The sequence below is a fragment of the Pseudomonas sp. F-14 TE3623 genome (genome assembly GCF_053629015.1).
The window spans coordinates 778,654-797,144 of sequence record NZ_JBRJHM010000001.1 but is presented as its reverse complement, the minus strand read 5'-3'; the positions used below and the strand labels follow the sequence as shown (position 1 = coordinate 797,144).

Annotated in this window: 19 protein-coding genes; 9 read left to right on the top strand and 10 right to left on the bottom strand. The window is 59.5% G+C overall.

What is annotated here, in order from left to right; all coding sequences use genetic code 11:
• Nucleotides 1-27 precede the first annotated feature (27 nt).
• Complete coding sequence (locus AB7M29_RS03675; protein WP_052963578.1) at nt 28-915, top strand: cytochrome c oxidase subunit 3; 888 nt, start codon at nt 28-30, stop codon at nt 913-915.
• A gap of 14 nt (nt 916-929) precedes the next feature.
• Here the strand turns inward: AB7M29_RS03675 and AB7M29_RS03670 are convergent, their stop codons facing one another.
• Nucleotides 930-1,133: a twin transmembrane helix small protein gene (locus AB7M29_RS03670; protein ID WP_030129650.1), complete on the bottom strand. Its 204-nt coding sequence runs from the start codon at nt 1,131-1,133 to the stop codon at nt 930-932.
• A gap of 70 nt (nt 1,134-1,203) precedes the next feature.
• Here AB7M29_RS03670 and AB7M29_RS03665 point away from each other — a divergent pair, with 70 nt between their 5' ends.
• From AB7M29_RS03665 to AB7M29_RS03645, 5 genes are read left to right on the top strand one after another with little or no spacing between them, the layout of a single operon-like run.
• Nucleotides 1,204-1,944 (top strand): SURF1 family protein, encoded by a 741-nt coding sequence (locus AB7M29_RS03665; RefSeq protein ID WP_217857032.1) that lies wholly within the window; start codon nt 1,204-1,206, stop codon nt 1,942-1,944.
• A complete protein-coding gene (locus tag AB7M29_RS03660; protein ID WP_454246351.1) occupies nt 1,910-2,503 on the top strand; it encodes a hypothetical protein in 594 nt (197 codons plus the stop codon). The genes AB7M29_RS03665 and AB7M29_RS03660 overlap by 35 nt, the downstream gene beginning before the upstream one ends.
• A gap of 10 nt (nt 2,504-2,513) precedes the next feature.
• Nucleotides 2,514-3,593, top strand: a complete 1,080-nt coding sequence (locus AB7M29_RS03655; protein ID WP_454246350.1) for a COX15/CtaA family protein — start codon at nt 2,514-2,516, stop codon at nt 3,591-3,593.
• The gene (gene cyoE, locus AB7M29_RS03650; protein ID WP_052963574.1) at nt 3,581-4,480 is read left to right on the top strand and encodes a heme o synthase; all 900 of its coding nucleotides are present in this window, start codon (nt 3,581-3,583) and stop codon (nt 4,478-4,480) included. Before AB7M29_RS03655 ends, cyoE begins: the two co-directional genes overlap by 13 nt.
• Nucleotides 4,477-5,112 (top strand): SCO family protein, encoded by a 636-nt coding sequence (locus AB7M29_RS03645; RefSeq protein WP_048397331.1) that lies wholly within the window; start codon nt 4,477-4,479, stop codon nt 5,110-5,112. Before cyoE ends, AB7M29_RS03645 begins: the two co-directional genes overlap by 4 nt.
• 172 nt (nt 5,113-5,284) lie before the next feature.
• Here the strand turns inward: AB7M29_RS03645 and AB7M29_RS03640 are convergent, their stop codons facing one another.
• Genes AB7M29_RS03640 through AB7M29_RS03630 form a run of 3 tightly spaced genes read right to left on the bottom strand, consistent with a single transcriptional unit; the run spans nt 5,285 to nt 7,800 of the window.
• The gene (locus tag AB7M29_RS03640) at nt 5,285-6,058 is read right to left on the bottom strand and encodes a MetQ/NlpA family ABC transporter substrate-binding protein (RefSeq protein ID WP_217857029.1); all 774 of its coding nucleotides are present in this window, start codon (nt 6,056-6,058) and stop codon (nt 5,285-5,287) included.
• Nucleotides 6,059-6,118: 60 nt separating this feature from the next.
• Nucleotides 6,119-6,793 carry a methionine ABC transporter permease gene (locus tag AB7M29_RS03635; RefSeq protein WP_052963571.1) on the bottom strand — a complete coding sequence of 225 codons (675 nt, stop codon included), beginning with the start codon at nt 6,791-6,793 and terminating at the stop codon, nt 6,119-6,121.
• Complete coding sequence (locus AB7M29_RS03630) at nt 6,793-7,800, bottom strand: methionine ABC transporter ATP-binding protein (protein WP_052963570.1); 1,008 nt, start codon at nt 7,798-7,800, stop codon at nt 6,793-6,795. The genes AB7M29_RS03635 and AB7M29_RS03630 overlap by 1 nt, the downstream gene beginning before the upstream one ends.
• Before the next feature lie 264 nt (nt 7,801-8,064).
• Between AB7M29_RS03630 and katE the strand changes: the two genes are divergently transcribed.
• A complete protein-coding gene (gene katE, locus AB7M29_RS03625) occupies nt 8,065-10,203 on the top strand; it encodes a catalase HPII (protein ID WP_454246349.1) in 2,139 nt (712 codons plus the stop codon).
• 95 nt (nt 10,204-10,298) lie between these two features.
• Here katE and AB7M29_RS03620 read toward each other — a convergent pair whose 3' ends face one another.
• From AB7M29_RS03620 to zur, 4 genes are read right to left on the bottom strand one after another with little or no spacing between them, the layout of a single operon-like run.
• Complete coding sequence (locus AB7M29_RS03620; RefSeq protein WP_217857026.1) at nt 10,299-11,015, bottom strand: PA5502 family lipoprotein; 717 nt, start codon at nt 11,013-11,015, stop codon at nt 10,299-10,301.
• Nucleotides 11,016-11,052: 37 nt separating this feature from the next.
• Nucleotides 11,053-11,841 carry a zinc ABC transporter permease subunit ZnuB gene (znuB, locus tag AB7M29_RS03615; RefSeq protein WP_052963567.1) on the bottom strand — a complete coding sequence of 263 codons (789 nt, stop codon included), beginning with the start codon at nt 11,839-11,841 and terminating at the stop codon, nt 11,053-11,055.
• On the bottom strand, nt 11,834-12,619 hold the full coding sequence (gene znuC / locus AB7M29_RS03610) for a zinc ABC transporter ATP-binding protein ZnuC (RefSeq protein ID WP_008007978.1): 786 nt from the start codon (nt 12,617-12,619) through the stop codon (nt 11,834-11,836). Before znuC ends, znuB begins: the two co-directional genes overlap by 8 nt.
• On the bottom strand, nt 12,619-13,101 hold the full coding sequence (gene zur / locus AB7M29_RS03605) for a zinc uptake transcriptional repressor Zur (protein WP_007902861.1): 483 nt from the start codon (nt 13,099-13,101) through the stop codon (nt 12,619-12,621). The genes znuC and zur overlap by 1 nt, the downstream gene beginning before the upstream one ends.
• A gap of 65 nt (nt 13,102-13,166) precedes the next feature.
• Between zur and znuA the strand changes: the two genes are divergently transcribed.
• A complete protein-coding gene (gene znuA / locus AB7M29_RS03600) occupies nt 13,167-14,087 on the top strand; it encodes a zinc ABC transporter substrate-binding protein ZnuA (RefSeq protein ID WP_454246348.1) in 921 nt (306 codons plus the stop codon).
• 120 nt (nt 14,088-14,207) lie between these two features.
• On the opposite strand, the gene AB7M29_RS03595 is transcribed toward znuA, so the two are convergent.
• On the bottom strand, nt 14,208-15,158 hold the full coding sequence (locus tag AB7M29_RS03595; RefSeq protein WP_217857024.1) for a homoserine kinase: 951 nt from the start codon (nt 15,156-15,158) through the stop codon (nt 14,208-14,210).
• Nucleotides 15,159-15,217: 59 nt separating this feature from the next.
• Entirely contained in the window at nt 15,218-15,505 is a 288-nt protein-coding gene (locus AB7M29_RS03590; RefSeq protein ID WP_008076254.1) for a DUF2782 domain-containing protein, read from the bottom strand.
• Between the two features lie 74 nt (nt 15,506-15,579).
• Here AB7M29_RS03590 and polA point away from each other — a divergent pair, with 74 nt between their 5' ends.
• The gene (gene polA, locus AB7M29_RS03585; protein ID WP_052963562.1) at nt 15,580-18,348 is read left to right on the top strand and encodes a DNA polymerase I; all 2,769 of its coding nucleotides are present in this window, start codon (nt 15,580-15,582) and stop codon (nt 18,346-18,348) included.
• The last annotated feature ends 143 nt before the right edge of the window (nt 18,349-18,491 follow it).

Below are 18,491 nucleotides of genomic sequence, written 5' to 3'. Positions count from 1 at the left end.
AAGCGTGCCCGATAAGGAGAACAATAAATGGCAACTCACGAACATTATTACGTTCCAGCCCAAAGCAAATGGCCGATTATCGCCACAGTCGGCATGTTCGTCACGGTGTTCGGCCTGGGCACCTGGTTCAACGACCTGAAGGCCGCGCGGCCGGAATCACACGGCCCGCTGATCTTTTTCGTCGGCGGATTGCTGCTGGCCTACATGCTGTTCGGCTGGTTCGGTACGGTGATCAAGGAAAGTCGCCAAGGGTTGTACAGTGCACAGATGGACCGCTCGTTTCGCTGGGGCATGAGCTGGTTCATTTTCTCGGAGGTGATGTTCTTCATCGCCTTTTTCGGTGCGCTGTTTTATGTGCGCAACATCACGGGCCCGGCACTGGGCGGTGAAGGCACCAAAGGCCTCGCTCACATGCTGTGGCCAACGTTTGAATTCACCTGGCCGCTGCTGAACAACCCGGACCCGAAACTCTTTCCTCCACCCAAGGAAGTCATCAGCCCCTGGGGCCTGCCGCTGCTCAATACCGTGCTGCTGGTGAGTTCCAGTGTCACCGTGACCATTGCTCACCATGCCTTGAAAAAAGGCCACCGCGGCGCACTGAAAATCTGGCTGGCACTGACCGTGTTGCTCGGTTGCGCGTTCCTCGGTTTCCAGGCCGAAGAATACCTGCACGCCTACAACGAGCTGGGCCTGACCCTGGGCTCCGGCATCTACGGCGCGACCTTCTTCATGCTCACCGGTTTCCACGGCGCCCACGTGACCATGGGCACCATCATTCTGTTCGTGATGCTGATGCGGGTCATGCGCGGACACTTCGATGCCGACCATCAATTCGGCTTCGAGGCGGCGAGCTGGTACTGGCACTTCGTGGACGTGGTGTGGATCGGTTTGTTCGTTTTCGTCTACGTGCTCTGAGCCTTGGCTCTGGACTACCAAGGCACGTGAGACACCAACTGGCCGCTGAAAAAACCCCAGGCGATCAAGCCGACAGTGGTGGCGGCCAGCGCAACACGGACACTCAAGGCGATGACCAGGCGATTGGAATGGCTGTCGTCCTTGACCAGAAAAAACAGGCCGCTGAACAGGCTGACAACCGTGGCAATCAGCATCAGGACGATGGCTGCTTTGAGCATGGTGACACTCCGGGGGACAGGCGATGCATTTGAGTATAGCTATCGCGACTACCGACTTTATGGCAACGCCATGAAACGCTTCCGGCCGGGCCTCGTGCCGACCCTGGTGGTCGCGATGCTGCTGCCTTTGCTGGTGTCACTCGGGTTCTGGCAGTTGAGCCGGGGCGCGGAGAAAAGCGCGCTGCTGCAAAGCTACGCCGAGCGCCGCGCGGCCGAACCGATGGCCAGCACTGAATTGCAACACACCGAAGATCCGGCCTTCCGCCGGGTTCGCCTGCACGGCCAGTTCGATGCCGAACACAGCCTGCTGCTGGACAACCGTCAGCGCGACGGCAAGGTCGGGGTCGAACTACTACAACCGTTTCAGGACCGGGCAACCGGGCTCTGGCTGCTGGTCAATCGTGGCTGGTTGCCGTGGCCGGATCGGCGCACACCTCCGTCATTCACCACACCGACTCAGGCATTGAGCCTCGACGCCTGGGTCTACGTCTCCCCCGGCGCAACGTTCCAGTTGCACGCCGACCCAGACGCCACGACCTGGCCACAACTGGTCACCGCCATTGAACCGGCCAGGCTCTGGGCGGCGCTTGACCGTGACGGCTTTGCTTACGAATTACGCGCGCAAAACGGTCCCGCGACCTACCAGGCCGATTGGCCGGTGGTGGCCATGGGGCCGGAAAAACATTTGGCTTATGCCGTGCAGTGGTTCGCCCTGTCGATAGCCCTGCTCGGCCTTTACCTCTATCTCGGTTGGCACAACGCAAAGGAGAAAAATAATGGGAGCGGCCATGAATCCACCCGGCATGTCTGAGGCGAAAACGCCGGTAAATCGTCGGCGCGGGCGCTTACAGTTGTTACTGATCCTGTTGGGAGTGATCGGTCCGATGATCCTCGCCACCGGCATGTACAAATTGCAGTTCTGGGTGCCGGAGGGCCGCAGTTATCACGGTGAACTGATCGGCAACGGCCAGACCCGCGCCGACATCGGCGTACCGGCGCAAGAAGACCGCTGGCAGTTACTGGTGACAGCGCCCAAGGACTGTTCGGTGGACTGCCAGCAGTTGGTGTATCTGGCGCGCCAGATCCAGATCGGCCTCGGTCGTGATGCCTCCCGCGCCAGCCATGCGCTGGCCATCGCACAGCCGCTGAACAGCGATTACGAGACTAAACTTCAACGTGAATATCCGCAGCTGCGACGTTATTCACTGGACCCGCCCACCTACATCAAAGGCGCTCGGAGCAATGACACGCCGCACCTGTGGATCATCGACCCTCACGGCAATCTGGTGCTGCGCTACGACCCGACGGTGAAGGGCAAGGACCTGCTCAATGACCTGCGCCATTTGCTGAAACTGTCGAACATCGGATAAGGGCATCGTCATGGCCAAACCTGGATTTCGCCTCGCGCTGTTTGCCACCTTGCTGGCACTGATTGTGGTGTTGCTCGGCGCCTACACGCGCCTGACCCATGCGGGTCTTGGCTGTCCGGACTGGCCCGGCTGCTACGGCTTTATCAGCGTCCCGAACAGCGAAGCCCAACTGGCCCATGCCGAACTGCATTTTCCCGACGCGCCGGTAGAAGCCCACAAAGGCTGGAACGAAATGCTTCATCGCTACTTCGCCGGCACGTTGGGGCTATTGATCGCGGTGCTGGCGGGGCGCGCCTGGACCCATCGTCATCACCCGGGGCAGCCGGTGAAACTGCCGTTGTTTGTGCTGGCGGTGGTGCTCGCCCAAGCGGCGTTCGGCATGTGGACGGTGACGCTCAAGCTCTGGCCGCAAGTGGTCACCGGGCATTTACTTGGCGGCTTTGCGACCTTGAGCCTGTTGTTTCTGCTGACCTTGCGCCTGTCCGGCGTGTTGCCGGCGCTGACCGTGCCCCGGCGTTTGCAGCACTGGGCGACCGCCGGGTTGCTGCTGGTGATCCTGCAAATTGCCCTTGGTGGCTGGGTCAGCTCCAACTACGCGGCGGTGGCCTGCATCGACTTTCCGACCTGCCACGGACAATGGCTGCCACCCACTGATTTCGCCAACGGCTTTCACCTGACCCAACACATCGGCCCCAATTACCTGGGCGGGCAACTGGACAGCGATGCCCGCACCGCGATTCACCTGACTCACCGTATCGGCGCGCTACTGGTCACCCTCGTTCTGCTCGGTCTGGCCTGGCAACTGAAGATCGTCGGCATGACGCGCCTGGCCGCCATGGTGCTGATCGCCCTTGCCATACAAATCACCTTGGGCATCAGCAATGTGGTGTTTCACTTGCCGCTGCCGGTGGCCGTCGCCCACAACGCCGGTGGCGCAGCACTGCTGCTGACGATGGTGCTGATCAATTATCACGCACGAACCAGTCTGGTTCGGGTCAAGCATCAGCCCCCCGTGCGCTGGCGTCTCAGTCTGCGTAAACACTCGGCCGGGCCCATAACAATAAAAGGAGAAATGCCATGGCGACCCTGATCGGCGAACGTCACAGTCAGGCAATCTGGCGCGATTACCTGGAGCTGACCAAGCCGAAAGTGGTGGTGTTGATGCTTATCACCTCGCTGGTCGGCATGTTTCTCGCGACGCGCGCCGGGGTGCCGTGGACGGTGCTGGTGTTCGGCAATCTGGGGATTGCCTTGTGTGCCGGCGGTGCGGCGGCGGTCAACCATGTGGTGGACCGGCGCATTGACGCCGTCATGGCCCGGACTCACAAACGGCCTTTGGCCGAAGGTCGGATATCTCCGAGTGCTGCGCTGACTTTCGCTCTGGTGCTGGCGGTGCTCGGCCAGGCTTTGCTGCTGGCCTTCACCAACCCGTTGACGGCATGGCTGACCCTCGCGTCCTTGCTCGGTTATGCCGTGGTTTACACCGGCTTCCTGAAACGTGCGACGCCGCAGAACATCGTCATCGGCGGCCTCGCTGGTGCGGCCCCGCCGCTGCTCGGCTGGACCGCCGCCACCGGTCATGTCAGCGCCGAACCGTTGCTGCTGGTGCTGATCATCTTCGCCTGGACCCCGCCGCACTTCTGGGCACTGGCGATTCACCGCAAAGAGGAATATGCCAAGGCTGATATTCCGATGCTGCCGGTGACTCATGGCGAGCACTACACCAAAGTCCACATCCTGCTTTATACCTTTGCACTACTGGCCGTCAGCCTGATGCCCTACGTGATCCACATGAGCGGCGTGCTCTACCTGATTTGTGCCCTCGCACTGGGCGCGAGGTTTCTGCAATGGGCCGTGGTGCTGTACCGTGGCACTCGGCCGCACGCGGCGATCAACACGTTCAAGTACTCTATTTACTACTTGTTCCTGCTGTTTATCGCGCTGCTCGTAGACCACTACTTACTGTTGAACCTATGACTCGAACCCAGAAAACCGTCTTCATTCTCGTCGCCTTGATCGCGCTGATCCTGGGCCTGACCATCAATAAAGTACTGACCGGTAAAAACCAGGGCGACCCGACGGCACTGATCGATGCTGGGATCATCCTGTTGCCCCAAAGCCGTAACCTGCCGGACGTGAAGATGACCGATCAGGACGGTAAACCAGTGGCGGTCAACGAACTGAAAGGCAAATGGAGTGTGTTGTTCTTCGGCTACACCTTCTGCCCGGACATCTGCCCGACCACCCTCGCCCAACTGCGGCAGATCAAGAGCGAACTGCCGGCGGATGCTGTGGACAAGTTGCAGGTCGTTTTGGTCAGCGTCGACCCGAATCGCGACACGCCAAAGCAACTCAAGCAATACCTGGGCTACTTCGATCCGCAATTTATCGGGCTGACTGCGTCCTCGGTCGAAGACATTCAGAAACTGGCCAATGCGGTGAGTATTCCGTTTATTCCGGCGGACACCAGCAAGCCTAATTACACCGTCGACCACAGCGGCAACCTCGCGGTGATTGGCCCGGACGGGACTCAACGCGGGTTCATTCGTGCACCGTTGAACAACCAGAAGCTGGTGGCGCAGTTGCCGGTGATGCTCAAGCGCGAGTAACCAACACAATACCCTGTGGGAGCGGGCTTGCTCGCGAAGAGGCCATAACATCCAACATCAATGTTGACTGTTACACCGCTTTCGCGAGCAAGCCCGCTCCCACAGGTACGGTGTTTCAGACACAAAAAAGGGGCGCAGTGATTGCGCCCCTTTTTTCGTTTACATCAGCTGATCAGAACGCCGGCAATACCGCGCCTTTGTACTTCTCGAGAATGAAGGCTTTCACTTCCGGGCTGTGCAGGGCAGCAACCAGTTTCTGCATCGCAGCGCTGTCCTTGTCGTCCGGACGGGCAACGAGGATGTTCACGTACGGCGAGTCGCTGCCTTCGATGACCAGCGCATCCTTGGACGGATCGAGCTTGGCTTCCAGCGCGTAGTTAGTGTTGATCAGCGCCAGGTCGACCTGAGTCAGCACGCGCGGGATGGTCGCGGCTTCCAGTTCACGGAATTTCAGGTCCTTGGTGTTCTCGGTGATGTCCTTCACGGTTGACAGGATGTTGTTCGAATCCTTCAACTTGATCAGGCCAGCCTTCGCCAGCAGCAACAGCGCACGACCACCGTTGGTAGCATCGTTCGGGATCACCACGTTGGCGCCGCCCGGCAGCTCAGTCAGCGCTTTGTACTTGCTGGAGTAAGCGCCCAGCGGCTCCAGGTGCACACCGGCAACGCTGACAAGGTTAGTGCCCTTGGCTTTGTTGAACTCATCCAGGTACGGCTGGTGCTGGAAGAAGTTGGCGTCCAGACGCTTCTCGGCCACCTGCACGTTCGGCTGGATGTAGTCGGTGAACACCTTGACGTTCAGGTTCACACCTTCTTTGGCCAGGGCCGGTTTAACAAACTCGAGGATTTCCGCATGAGGCACCGGGGTGGCCGCGACGGTCAGGGTGTCGGCAGCGTGTGCGGAAAAGGCTGCAACGGCAGCGAACGCGACGAGTAGTTTTTTCATTCAGCTAACTCCTTGTGAGGCGCCCGTTTGGCGCCTGCCAGCGAATGGCCGGCTCATGACTTATTTACGTGAGAAGTGGACAACCAATTTGTCGCCAACGGTTTGCAGCACTTGAACCAGCATCAGCAGCAATACCACCGTCACAACCATCACATCCGTCTGGAAACGCTGGTAACCGAAACGGATCGCCAGGTCGCCCAGGCCGCCAGCGCCGACCACACCGGCCATTGCCGTGTAGGACACCAGTGTAATCGCTGTCACCGTAATCGCCGCGAAGATGCCCGGGCGGGCTTCCGGCAGCAAGGCATTGATGATGATCTGACGTGTCGTCGCGCCCATGGCCTGGGTCGCCTCAATGATGCCGCGATCCACTTCACGCAGGGCGGTTTCCACCAGTCGCGCGAAGAACGGCGTGGCACCCACCACCAGCGGTGGAATCGCACCGGCGACACCCAGGGAGGTGCCCGTGATCAACACGGTGAACGGAATCATCACGATCAGCAAAATGATGAATGGCAGCGAACGCAGAATGTTCACCACCAGCGACAGCATCGCGTAGACGCCTTTGGCTTCCAGCAATTGGCGCGGGCTGCACAGGAACAACAGCACGCCCAGCGGCAATCCCAAAAGCACGGTGAACAACAGCGAACCGCCGAGCATCAGCAGGGTGTCGCAGGTGGCCAGCCAGATTTCGTACCAGTCGATATTGGAAAAGAAACTCATCAGGACTTCCATCAGCGCAGCACCTCCATGTGGACGTCGGCTGCGGTGAAGTGAGCAAACGCCGCTTCCATGTCGCCACCGGTGACGGCCAGGGTCAATTGCCCGTAAGGGACGTCTTTGATGCGATCGATACGGCCGGCCAGGATGCTGTAGTCCACCCCCGTTTCCCGGGCGACGGTACCCAGCAACGGCGCGTAGGTCGCTTCGCCCTGGAAGGTCAGACGCACGATGCGCCCCGGTACGTGAGCGAAGTCATCGCGCTGTTCGCTTTCATCGATCTGCTCGTCTTCCTGCACGAAGCGCTTGGTGGTCGGGTGCTTGGGATGCAGGAACACCTCGGCCACCGAACCTTGCTCGACGATCTTGCCGGCATCCATCACTGCCACCTGATCGCAGACCCGACGGATCACATCCATTTCGTGGGTGATCAAGACGATGGTCAGTTTCAGCTCGCGATTGATCTCGGCCAGCAGTTGCAGGACCGACGCCGTGGTTTGCGGGTCCAGGGCACTGGTGGCTTCATCGCACAGCAGGATTTTCGGTTTGGTTGCCAGGGCTCGAGCGATGCCGACACGCTGCTTCTGACCACCGGACAATTGCGCCGGGTACTTTTTCGCATGGTCAGACAGGCCGACCCGCGCCAACAACTCCGCCACACGCCGGTCGATTTCGCTACGGGACAGTTCACCAGCGAGGGTCAGCGGCAGCGCGACATTGTCGGCCACGGTTTTGGATGCCAGCAGGTTGAAGTGCTGGAAAATCATCCCGACCTGCTGACGGAAACGCCGCAGGCTATTGGCATCCAGCGCGGTGACTTCTTCGCCATCGACAATGATCTTGCCGCCACTGGAGTTTTCCAGGCGATTGATCAGACGCAGCAGGGTACTTTTTCCCGCGCCGGAATGGCCGATCAGGCCAAAGACCTGACCATTCTCAATCGTCAGACTGGTCGGATGCAGGGCGGGAATATCCTTACCGGCGACGCGGTAAGTTTTGTGGACGTTTTGAAACTCGATCACGTAGCGAACCTTGTGGGGCGCGTTAGAAAAGGATCAGCGGTTAGCCGGGCGCGCATTTTAGCCTGTCCGTATAGAGGTTCTTAGCATTTATTTCGCATTCACCCAGCGATTTGGCAATAACGCGATCAAAGGTCAGAAAAAAGGAACGGCGCCAACTCCTCATCAGTCACTGATTAAGCAACTCGAGAATGCCTGGATACCGTGTCTGGGCAATGCCTCACAACCCTTGGCCCGACGGGAATCGCAACGAGGAGTTTACGTCTGATGAGTACTAAAAAGCCTGCCGCCCCTAAAAGCGCACTGGCCGGGACCGATACCCTGGACCGCGGCAACACCAACGCCAAGCTCGACAGCCTGGAAAAATTTCGCTCCGATGCCACCGAACAGGCCTTGCGCACCAACCAGGGCGTGAAGGTCGCGGACAATCAGAACACGTTGAAGGCCGGCGCTCGCGGGCCGTCGTTGCTGGAAGACTTCATCATGCGTGAAAAGATCACGCACTTTGACCATGAACGCATTCCCGAGCGCATCGTCCATGCCCGTGGTACCGGCGCCCATGGTTACTTCCAGCCATACGAAACCCATTCCGTACTGACCAAGGCCGGGTTCCTACAAGACCCAAGCCAAAAAACGCCGGTTTTTGTGCGCTTTTCCACGGTGCAGGGCCCACGCGGGTCAGGCGATACCGTGCGGGACGTACGAGGTTTCGCGGTGAAGTTTTTCACCGACGAAGGCAACTTTGATCTGGTGGGCAACAACATGCCGGTGTTCTTCATTCAGGATGCGATCAAGTTTCCTGACTTCGTACATGCGGTAAAACCCGAGCCCCACAACGAAATTCCTACCGGCGGTTCGGCCCACGATACTTTCTGGGATTTTGTTTCTCTGGTGCCGGAATCCGCGCACATGGTGATGTGGACCATGTCTGACCGGGCGATCCCCAAAAGCCTGCGCACCATGCAAGGCTTCGGCGTGCACACGTTTCGCATGATCAATGCCGAAGGCAAGGCGCGCTTCGTCAAATTCCACTGGCGCCCCGCCGCCGGCACCTGCTCGCTGGTGTGGGATGAGGCCCAGAAGCTCGCCGGTAAAGACACCGACTTCCACCGTCGTGATCTCTGGGAGTCCATCGAGACAGGGGACTACCCGGAATGGGAGTTGGGCGTACAGGTTATCGAGGAGGAAAACGAACATGCCTTCGATTTCGACCTTCTCGATCCGACCAAAATCATTCCCGAGGAACTCGTCCCTATCACTCCGCTGGGCAAGATGGTGCTCAACCGCAACCCGGACAATTTCTTCGCCGAGACCGAGCAGGTTGCCTTCTGCCCCGGGCATATCGTGCCGGGAATCGACTTCTCCAATGATCCTTTGCTGCAAGGGCGGTTGTTTTCCTACACCGATACGCAGATCAGCCGACTCGGTGGGCCGAACTTCCACGAGATCCCGATCAACCGTCCGGTGTCACCATTCCACAACGGTCAACGGGATGCCCAACACCGCACCACCATCGACAAGGGACGCGCCTCCTACGAGCCGAACTCTATCGACAGCGGCTGGCCGAAGGAAACCCCACCGGCAGCGCAGGACGGCGGCTTCGAGACTTATCCGGAGCGTATCGACGCTGCGAAAATCCGTCAGCGCAGCGAGTCGTTCGCCGACCACTTCTCTCAGGCGCGGTTGTTCTTCCACAGCATGAGCAAGCACGAACAGGAACACATCATCGCGGCCTACAGCTTCGAGTTAGGCAAGGTCGAACGCGAATTTATTCGTGCGCGGCAGGTGAATGAGATCCTGGCCAATATCGATCTGGAACTGGCTAAACGCGTGGCGCAGAACCTGGGCTTGCCGGTACCGAAGGCCGGAACGGTCGAGGTGCGTAAAACGTCACTCGACCACTCCCCCGCCCTGAGCCAGGCCAACTTGCTGTCGGGAGATATCAAAACCCGAAAAGTGGCCATTCTGGCGGCCAACGGGGTGGATGGTGCGGCGATTGATGCGATGAAGAAGGCTCTGATGGCCGAAGGCGCGCACGCCAAACTGCTCGGACCGACCTCAGCCCCCGTGACAACCGCCGATGGCAAAGCGCTGCCGGTGGATGCGTCGATGGAAGGTTTGCCTTCTGTAGCGTTCGACGCTGTGTTCGTGCCGGGTGGCGCGGCGTCGATCAAGGCGCTGAGTACCAATGGTGTAGCGCTGCATTATCTGCTGGAGGCCTATAAGCACTTGAAAGCGATTGCACTGCATAGCGAGGCCAGGCAGTTGTTGGATGTGTTGAAGCTGGAGGCTGATGCGGGGCTGATCGTGGGTAACGATGCCAAGCTGTTCAAGACGTTTTTTGCCGCGATCGGTCAGCATCGGGTGTGGGATAGGGAGCCTAAGGCCAAGGCGGTTCCGGCTTAAGGATTTTTATCGAATAGGAGGACGCCTTCGCGGGCAAGCCTTGCTCCTACAGATGCAGCGTAAACCCTGTAGGAGCGAGGCTTGCCTGCAAGCTTTTAAGGCTTGCGCGGACTCAAAACCATCTGCGCCGGAATGTTGCGCAAAATCTGCTTTTCCAGCTTCAGATCAAACTCCGAATCCAGCTTCTTCACCCGTTTGGTCAGCAGCGTGGCCAGCCATGGGTAATCCTGGGTGCGCGGCGCCTGAATGCTCACATCGCACTGATAATTCACCACGTCGGCGGCGATGGCATCCAGTTGACGACGAAGCTTGCTCATATCGGTGAGATTCAACGCCACCGTAGTGCTTTCAGCCGTCGGGTCGATGACTTTGGCCTGAGGTTTGGCTTCGGCAGCCTTGAGAGCCGCTTCGGCTTTATCCAGTTCAGCCTTGCGCGCATGGACAATGGCGCTGTTGACGCCACCGGTCAGCGCCGGGGCCTTGGGCATCAACACCCGGGCACGGCTGAGGGCGGTGGCTGCTGCATTCACATCACCTTTTTGCAACACGATCCGGCTGCGCAGCAAATAAGCTTCGGCCAGTTGCCGCTGGTACTGCTCGAGGGATTGATCGTTGGGCGACTCGGCCTGCAAGGCCGCCAATTGCCCTTCGGCGGTGGCCAGTTCGCTGCTGGCCAGGCTTTGTTCCAGCTGTGCGATAGCCGTGGCCCGCGCATCGGGGGCCTCGGTGGCCGCCGGTGGCGTGCTTTGGCAAGCGCCCAGCAGCAGCGAAAATGCGACAAGGAGCAGATAACGGGAGGCGAACAGCTTCATTCCTGCGACTCTCTATTTGCGCAAAAAACGAGCAAGTCTACACCCCTCGACGGGGCAGGACAAAACTCAGCAGAAACAGCGCGGCGGCCGTCACTACAATCGACGGGCCGGCCGGGGTGTCCTTGAACCAGGACAATGCCAGCCCGCCACACACCGCGAGCATGCCCAGCAGGCTCGCGCCCAGTGCCATCTGCTCCGGCGAACGGGCGTGACGCTGTGCCGCAGCCGCCGGAATAATCAGTAACGAAGTAATCAGCAACACACCGACGATTTTCATCGCCACTGCGATCACCACCGCGATCAGCAACATCAGGGCCAGGCGCAACGACGCGACGGGCAAACCTTCCACTTTGGCCAGCTCTTCGTGCACCGTGATCGCCAACAAGGGTCGCCACAGCGTGACCAGCAATACCAGCACCGCCGCGCTACCGCCGAGAATCCAGGCCAGATCGGTCGGGCTGATCGCCAGCAAGTCGCCGAACAGATAGGCCATCAGGTCGATCCGCACTTCATGCATGAAGCTTAGTACCACCAGCCCCAGAGAGAGCGTGCTCGGTGCGAGAATTCCCAAAAGCGTGTCGGACGCCAGTGGCTGGCGTTGTTGCAACGTCACCAGCAACACCGCCAGCAACAAGCAGCCTACGGTGACCGCAACGGTCGGGCTGACATCCAGCAGAAAACCCAGCGCCACGCCGAGTAGCGCCGCGTGGGACAAGGTGTCGCCGAAATAGGCCATGCGGCGCCAGACCACAAACGAACCCAACGGGCCCGCGACCAGCGCCAGGGCCAGACCTGCAAGCAGGGCGAAGAGCAGAAAATCAGCCATGCTTACAGCTATCTCCATGAACGTGGGTAGGGGCCGACGGGGCCGCGCTGACCACCGAGCCATGCAGGTCGTGAGCGTGGTCGTGATGGTGGTGATAAATCGCCAGGCTTTGTGCGTTTTTTCCGAACAACTCGACGAATGCCGGATCGCCGCTGACCTGCTCGGGATGCCCGGAGCAGCAGACGTGACGATTCAGGCACACCACCTGGTCGGTGGTGCTCATCACCAGATGCAAATCGTGAGAGACCATCAAAACGCCGCAACCATGACGGTCGCGCAAGCGTGTAATCAGGCTGTAGAGCTCGGCTTGACCAGCCACGTCGACGCCTTGCACCGGCTCATCAAGCACCAGCAGTTCCGGCTCGCGCAGCAATGCTCGCGCCAGCAGCACTCGCTGCATTTCGCCACCGGAAACACTTTGAACGGGGCTGTCGATGACTTGTTCGGCGCCGACTTCCTTGAGGGCGGCCAACGCCCGAGCGCGGTCCACGCCCGGGACCAGACGCAAGAAGCGCAGCACCGAAAGCGGCAGGGTCGGATCGACATGGAGTTTTTGCGGCATGTAACCGACGCGCAACTTCGGCTTGCGCCACACGCTGCCACTGTCCGGTTTCAACAGGCCGAGCACCGCGCGCACCAGCGTGGTTTTGCCGGCACCGTTGGGGCCGATCAAAGTGACGATCTGCCCCGGTTCGACGCTCAGCTCGATGTTGTCCAGCACGTTTTGCCCGGCAAAGGTGACAGCCACCTGCTCGAGGCGAATCAGCGCGTTGCTCATCAAGCCCCCTGGCAACCCGAGCAGAGACCGATTACTTCAACGGTCTGTGCCTCGACGATAAATCCGACATCTTTTGCGCTATTGATGATCGCGTCGCTGATGGATTTCTGTTCGAGCTCGATCGCGGCGTGGCATTCACGGCAGATCAGGAACTGGCCCTGGTGAGCGTGTTCCGGGTGATTGCAGCCGACGAAGGCGTTCAGCGAAGAGATGCGGTGTACCAGGCCGTTTTCCAGCAGGAAATCCAGCGCGCGGTACACGGTCGGCGGCGCGGCCCGGCGGCCGTCCTGCTCACTGAGCACCGCCAGAATGTCATAGGCACCCAACGGTTTGTGGCTTTGCCATACCAGTTCCAGCACCCGCCGACGCAAAGCGGTCAGGCGCAGCCCCTGACGTGCGCACAAGGCATCGGCCTCAGACAGTGCGCTATGAACGCAATGAGAGTGGTCGTGGGGACGGCTGGCAATCGGTGTTTTAGGCATGAGCGCGACGAGTTTTGTGAGAGACGTTATTATGTTACCCGTTCTCGCCTCTTCGAGTGGTCATCGTGTCCCGACTTTTTTCTATCTTTGTCGCATTTGTCGCAAGTTTTCTGCTGATTGGCTCAGCGCAAGCCGAAGTCAAAGTCCTCACCAGCATCAAGCCCCTGCAGCTGATCGCCGCTGCGGTACAGGACGGTATAGCGGTTCCGGAAGTCTTGCTGCCGCCCGGCGCTTCGCCGCATAACTATGCCTTGCGCCCATCCGACGTACGGAAAGTGCAATCGGTGGAGCTGGTGTACTGGATCGGCCCGGACATGGAAGGTTTCCTGCCTCGCGTGCTGAAAGGTCGTACGCTGCCCAGCATCGCGGTGCAGGATTTGCCCGGCCTGAAACTGCGGCATTTCGCCGAAGATACCCACTCCCACGCCGAAGAAGCCGACGAGCATGACCACGATCACCGGCCTGGCAACCTGGATGCGCATTTGTGGTTGTCACCGATCAACGCCCGCGTGATCGCCACCAAAATGGCCACCGATCTGAGTGCTGTCGATCCGGCCAACGCGGCGCGCTACCAGAGCAACCTCAAGGCGTTCGATGAGCGTCTCGATGCTTTGGACTTGCGCCTGAAGGCTCGCCTGGCGGGCATCGCGGGCAAACCTTACTTCGTGTTCCACGAAGCCTTCGACTACTTCGAAGACGCTTACGGCCTCAAGCACACCGGCGTGTTCAGTGTCGCAGCCGAAGTGCAGCCCGGTGCCCAACACGTGGCAGCGATGCGCACGCGGTTGCAAGAAGTCGACAAGACCTGCGTGTTCAGCGAACCACCGCTGCGCCCGCGCCTGGCAGAAACCCTGGTGGCAGGGCTGCCGGTGAAACTGGCGGAACTGGATGCACTGGGCGGCTACACGCCAGCAACCGCTCAGGGGTATGAGCAGTTGCTGGAAAAGCTGGGGAATGATTTGGCGGGGTGTCTGGAGTCGTTGTAACCGTCCCGCAGAACTGTGGCGAGGGGGCTTGCCTCCGTCGGGCTGCGAAGCAGCCCCCGCTCAATGAGTTTGCAGGGGAGCGCTTCGCGCTCCAATGGGGGCAAGCCCCCTCGCCACAATTTAAAGCGCGAAAGGCAACGGCGTACTGACCTTCTGCCGCTGCGCCAAGCGCAGCTGAAACTCCATCGGATCGTGAATCAACACGTCCTGCCCGGCGAAAGACTCCGCGGCGATCAAGCGCGACAACCAGAACCGTACGCACGCCACGCGCAGCATAGTCGGCCATAGCTCGGCTTCGGCAGCGGTAAATGGTCGCAACGTAGCATAAGCCCCCAGCAATGCCCGCGCCCGAGCGCCATCGATCTGCCCTTGCTCGTCCGAACACCAATCGTTCAAGGCAATCGCCACGTCATAGAGCATCGGCCCCGAGCAGGCGTTGTAGAAGTCGATCAACCCGGTCAGGTGTGTGCCTTCGAACATCGCGTTATCGCGGAACAGATCCGCGTGGATGTTGGCTCGCGGCAACGCCAGAATTTTCGTCTTCTGTTGTGTGATTTCATCCAGCGCCCGTTGCAGCAAATCGCTTTGCTCGGCATTCAGATGCGAAAGCAACTGCGTGCCCTCTTCCAGCATCCAGTCCAGGCCGCGATCGGTTTTGCGTTTGATCATGTTGGCCTGGGTCGCCAAGTGCAGATGAGCCAGCAGCTCGCCGACCTGAGCGCAATGCTGCGCGTTAGCGTCCTTGATGTGCTTGCCCGCCAGACGTGGCTGCAGCAGCGCAGGTTTGCCGGCCAGTTCGCGCAAGGCGACGCCGTCGGTGGTGCGCAGGGCATAAGGCACCGGCAGGTTGGCGTCGTGCAGCACGTCGAGCAGCTCGATGAAGAACGGCATCTCCTGCACCGGACCACGCTCGACCAGGGTCAGGACAAATTCGCCCTGCTCCAGGCTGATAAAGAAATTGGTGTTTTCGCTACCGGCGGCGATCCCCTGGAAATCAAGCAGGCGGCCAAGCCCGTAAGGGGCGAGAAAGGTTTCCAGCTCGGGCCGAGCCAGGGGGGTGAACACAGACATGGTTAAAACTGCCAGTACGGGCGCCGCGACTGCCGGCGCCGATTTAAGTTAGGAGCGGTTTACCACTCGAATATTTTCCACGACGGAATCAGCATATCCGGCTGGTCCGAGCGGATGAAGTTACCGTCCGAGCCATCAGCACGCACCAGGAAATACGGTTTACCGACTTTCGGGGTCACCTTGATGGCGTACAAAAAGCCATTTTGCCGATATTCCTGAATGGTTTTGTCACCTTCAGTGCGGATTGTTACATCTGGGTCCGCCGAGGGCGCGTCGTCCGCCGCCATGACAGCCAATGGAGTGATTGCAAACAAGCCAGCCAGCAACAAGCGATTTAGTGTGCGCATGATAACCTTGTCCCTTTGTCGTCAACGGTCCCGCTATTCTAGCGCCGGACCCGCCGAAAAGGTTGATCCTGCTCATGAGCCAAGCCCCCCTCGTCCTGGTGGACGGTTCTTCTTATCTGTACCGCGCCTTTCACGCGCTGCCACCGCTGACCACGTCCAAAGGCCTGCCGACCGGAGCGGTCAAGGGCGTATTGAACATGCTCAAGAGTCTGCGCAAGCAGTACCCGGACAGCCCGTTCGCCGTGGTATTCGACGCCAAGGGCGGGACGTTCCGCGACGCGATGTTCGCCGAATACAAGGCCAATCGCCCAAGCATGCCCGACGATATGCGGGTCCAGATCGAGCCGCTGCACGCCAGCGTCAAGGCCTTGGGCTTTCCATTGCTGTGCGTGGACAACGTTGAAGCCGACGACGTGATCGGCACCCTGGCCCGCAGTAGCGCGGCCGCCGACCGTCCGGTGGTGATCTCCACCGGCGACAAGGACATGGCGCAACTGGTCGACGGGCACATTACCTTGGTCAATACGATGACCGGTAGCGCGCTGGACGTGGAAGGCGTGAAGGAGAAATTCGGCGTCGCTCCCGAGCAGATCATCGATTATCTGGCACTGATGGGCGATTCGTCCGACAACATCCCGGGCGTTCCGGGTATCGGCCCCAAGACTGCTTCCGGCCTGCTGGTCGGCGTGAACGGCGGCCTGACCGAGCTCTATGCGCAGCTCGACATCGTCCCGACCCTGCCGATTCGCGGCGCCAAAACCCTGCCGGCCAAGCTCGAAGAGCACAAGGAGATGGCGTTCCTCTCCTATCAACTGGCAACCATCAAGATCGACGTACCGCTGGACATCGGGCTCGACGATCTGCAAATGGGTCCGCCGGATCACGACAAGCTCGCCGAGCTTTACACCTTGCTGGAATTTAAAAGCTGGTTCGAAGAGAACCAGCGCGACGCCAAGCGCTCGGGTCAGGAAATTGTCGAGGTCGTCCAGGAACAGCCGGGCGCCGCCGAAGCGAAGTACGAAACCATCCTCGACCAGAAGCACTTCGAGGCCTGGCTAGATAAGCTCGACAAGGCACCACTGATCGCCTTCGTCACCGAAACCAATGGCACCGATGCGCAACATGCACAACTGGTGGGTCTGTCGTTTTCCGTCGCGGCCAACGAAGCGGCCTACATTCCGCTGACCCATTCCTACATGGGCGTACCGGAGCAACTGGATCGCGACACCGTGCTGCTGGCACTGAAGCCGCTGCTGGAAAACCCGAACAAACTGAAAGTCGGCCAGCACGCCAAGTTCGAAACCAATATCCTCGCCAACTGCGCCATCGGTGGCGATCAGAGCAACGGGATTATTGTTCAGGGTATTGCCTACGACACCATGCTCGAGTCTTACGTCCTGGACTCGACGGCCACCCGCCACGACATGGACAGCTTGGCGCTCAAGTACTTAGGCCAAAGCAAGACCGACATTCAAGGGATCGCGGGCAAAGGCGTCAAACAGCTGACTTTCGACCAGATCTCTCTTGAGCTGGCGGGCCCTTATGCTGCCGAAGATGCCGATGTCACCTTCCAGTTGCACCTGGCTTTGCAGGAAAAACTGGCAGCAACGCCAAGCCTGGGCAAAGTGCTCAACGAGATTGAAATGCCGCTGATGCCGGTTCTGGCCCGTATCGAGCGTCAGGGCGCGCTCGTGGATGCCAACCTGCTGGGCATCCAGAGCGTCGAACTGGGCGAGAAACTGGTCGCCCTTGAGCGTGAGGCGTTCGCCATTGCCGGTGAAGAATTCAACCTCGGTTCGCCGAAGCAACTGGGCGTGATCCTCTACGAAAAGCTCGGTTTGCCCGTACTCAGCAAAACCGCCAAGGGTCAGGCCTCGACTGCCGAAGCGGTGTTGGCCGAGTTGGCCGAACAGGACTACCCGCTGCCCAAGGTGCTGATGCAATACCGCTCGCTGAGCAAGCTCAAAAGCACCTACACCGACCGTTTGCCAGAGCAGATCAATGCTCGTACCGGGCGCATTCATACGTCTTACCAGCAAGCCGTTGCCGCCACCGGACGGTTGTCGTCCATCGACCCGAACCTGCAGAACATTCCAATTCGCACTGCTGAAGGTCGCCGGATTCGTCAGGCGTTCGTCGCACCGAAAGGCTACAAGCTGCTGGCCGCGGACTACTCGCAAATCGAACTGCGGATCATGGCGCATCTGGCCAAGGACGAAGGCTTGCTGCACGCCTTCCGCAACAACCTCGATGTACACCGGGCAACGGCCGCAGAGGTGTTTGGCGTCGAGCTGGACGCTGTCACTAACGATCAGCGTCGTAGCGCAAAAGCCATCAACTTCGGTTTGATCTACGGCATGAGCGCGTTTGGCCTGGCCAAGCAGATCGGCGTTGACCGTAAACAGTCCCAGGCCTACATCGACCGTTATTTCGCCCGTTATCCCGGCGTACTGGAATACATGGAGCGCACGCGCGCCCAGGCCGCCGAGCAAGGTTTCGTCGAAACCATCTTTGGTCGTCGCTTGTACCTGCCGGAAATAAACGCGAAAAACCAGGCCCTGCGCAAAGCTGCGGAGCGCACGGCAATCAATGCCCCAATGCAAGGCACCGCGGCGGACATCATCAAGAAAGCCATGGTAACGGTGGATAACTGGCTGACATCGTCAGGCCTGGACGCCAAAGTCATCCTGCAGGTACACGATGAATTGGTGCTTGAGGTGCGTGAGGACCTGATCGACCAGGTGCGTGAGGAGATTCGCGTACACATGAGCAGCGCCGCACAGTTGGATGTACCGCTTCTGGTCGAGGTAGGCGTAGGCAACAACTGGGATGAAGCGCACTGATCGACTGAAAGACGCCTGTGCTGCGGCCTTATACCGCAGCACAAAATAACGAAGGGCTATAGTGCGGAAAATGACATCGATTATTTCCAATGGTTTTTGAAAATAGTCTGAACTAAATCCGTGAACCGCCACTCAGAGATACT

What these genes read in the sequence shown, in the direction of transcription:
- katE (WP_454246349.1), top strand. Translation starts at nt 8,065, where the DNA reads ATGAGTACTAAAAAGCCTGCCGCCCCTAAAAGCGCACTGGCCGGGACC.
- AB7M29_RS03595 (WP_217857024.1), bottom strand. Translation starts at nt 15,158, where the DNA reads ATGTCTGTGTTCACCCCCCTGGCTCGGCCCGAGCTGGAAACCTTTCTC.
- cyoE (WP_052963574.1), top strand. Translation starts at nt 3,581, where the DNA reads ATGGCGACCCTGATCGGCGAACGTCACAGTCAGGCAATCTGGCGCGAT.
- AB7M29_RS03620 (WP_217857026.1), bottom strand. Translation starts at nt 11,015, where the DNA reads ATGAAGCTGTTCGCCTCCCGTTATCTGCTCCTTGTCGCATTTTCGCTG.
- AB7M29_RS03660 (WP_454246351.1), top strand. Translation starts at nt 1,910, where the DNA reads ATGGGAGCGGCCATGAATCCACCCGGCATGTCTGAGGCGAAAACGCCG.
- AB7M29_RS03645 (WP_048397331.1), top strand. Translation starts at nt 4,477, where the DNA reads ATGACTCGAACCCAGAAAACCGTCTTCATTCTCGTCGCCTTGATCGCG.
- AB7M29_RS03670 (WP_030129650.1), bottom strand. Translation starts at nt 1,133, where the DNA reads ATGCTCAAAGCAGCCATCGTCCTGATGCTGATTGCCACGGTTGTCAGC.
- AB7M29_RS03665 (WP_217857032.1), top strand. Translation starts at nt 1,204, where the DNA reads ATGAAACGCTTCCGGCCGGGCCTCGTGCCGACCCTGGTGGTCGCGATG.
- AB7M29_RS03635 (WP_052963571.1), bottom strand. Translation starts at nt 6,793, where the DNA reads ATGGAAGTCCTGATGAGTTTCTTTTCCAATATCGACTGGTACGAAATC.
- zur (WP_007902861.1), bottom strand. Translation starts at nt 13,101, where the DNA reads ATGCCTAAAACACCGATTGCCAGCCGTCCCCACGACCACTCTCATTGC.
- AB7M29_RS03590 (WP_008076254.1), bottom strand. Translation starts at nt 15,505, where the DNA reads ATGCGCACACTAAATCGCTTGTTGCTGGCTGGCTTGTTTGCAATCACT.
- AB7M29_RS03640 (WP_217857029.1), bottom strand. Translation starts at nt 6,058, where the DNA reads ATGAAAAAACTACTCGTCGCGTTCGCTGCCGTTGCAGCCTTTTCCGCA.
- AB7M29_RS03655 (WP_454246350.1), top strand. Translation starts at nt 2,514, where the DNA reads ATGGCCAAACCTGGATTTCGCCTCGCGCTGTTTGCCACCTTGCTGGCA.
- znuC (WP_008007978.1), bottom strand. Translation starts at nt 12,619, where the DNA reads ATGAGCAACGCGCTGATTCGCCTCGAGCAGGTGGCTGTCACCTTTGCC.
- AB7M29_RS03675 (WP_052963578.1), top strand. Translation starts at nt 28, where the DNA reads ATGGCAACTCACGAACATTATTACGTTCCAGCCCAAAGCAAATGGCCG.
- znuB (WP_052963567.1), bottom strand. Translation starts at nt 11,841, where the DNA reads ATGGCTGATTTTCTGCTCTTCGCCCTGCTTGCAGGTCTGGCCCTGGCG.
- polA (WP_052963562.1), top strand. Translation starts at nt 15,580, where the DNA reads ATGAGCCAAGCCCCCCTCGTCCTGGTGGACGGTTCTTCTTATCTGTAC.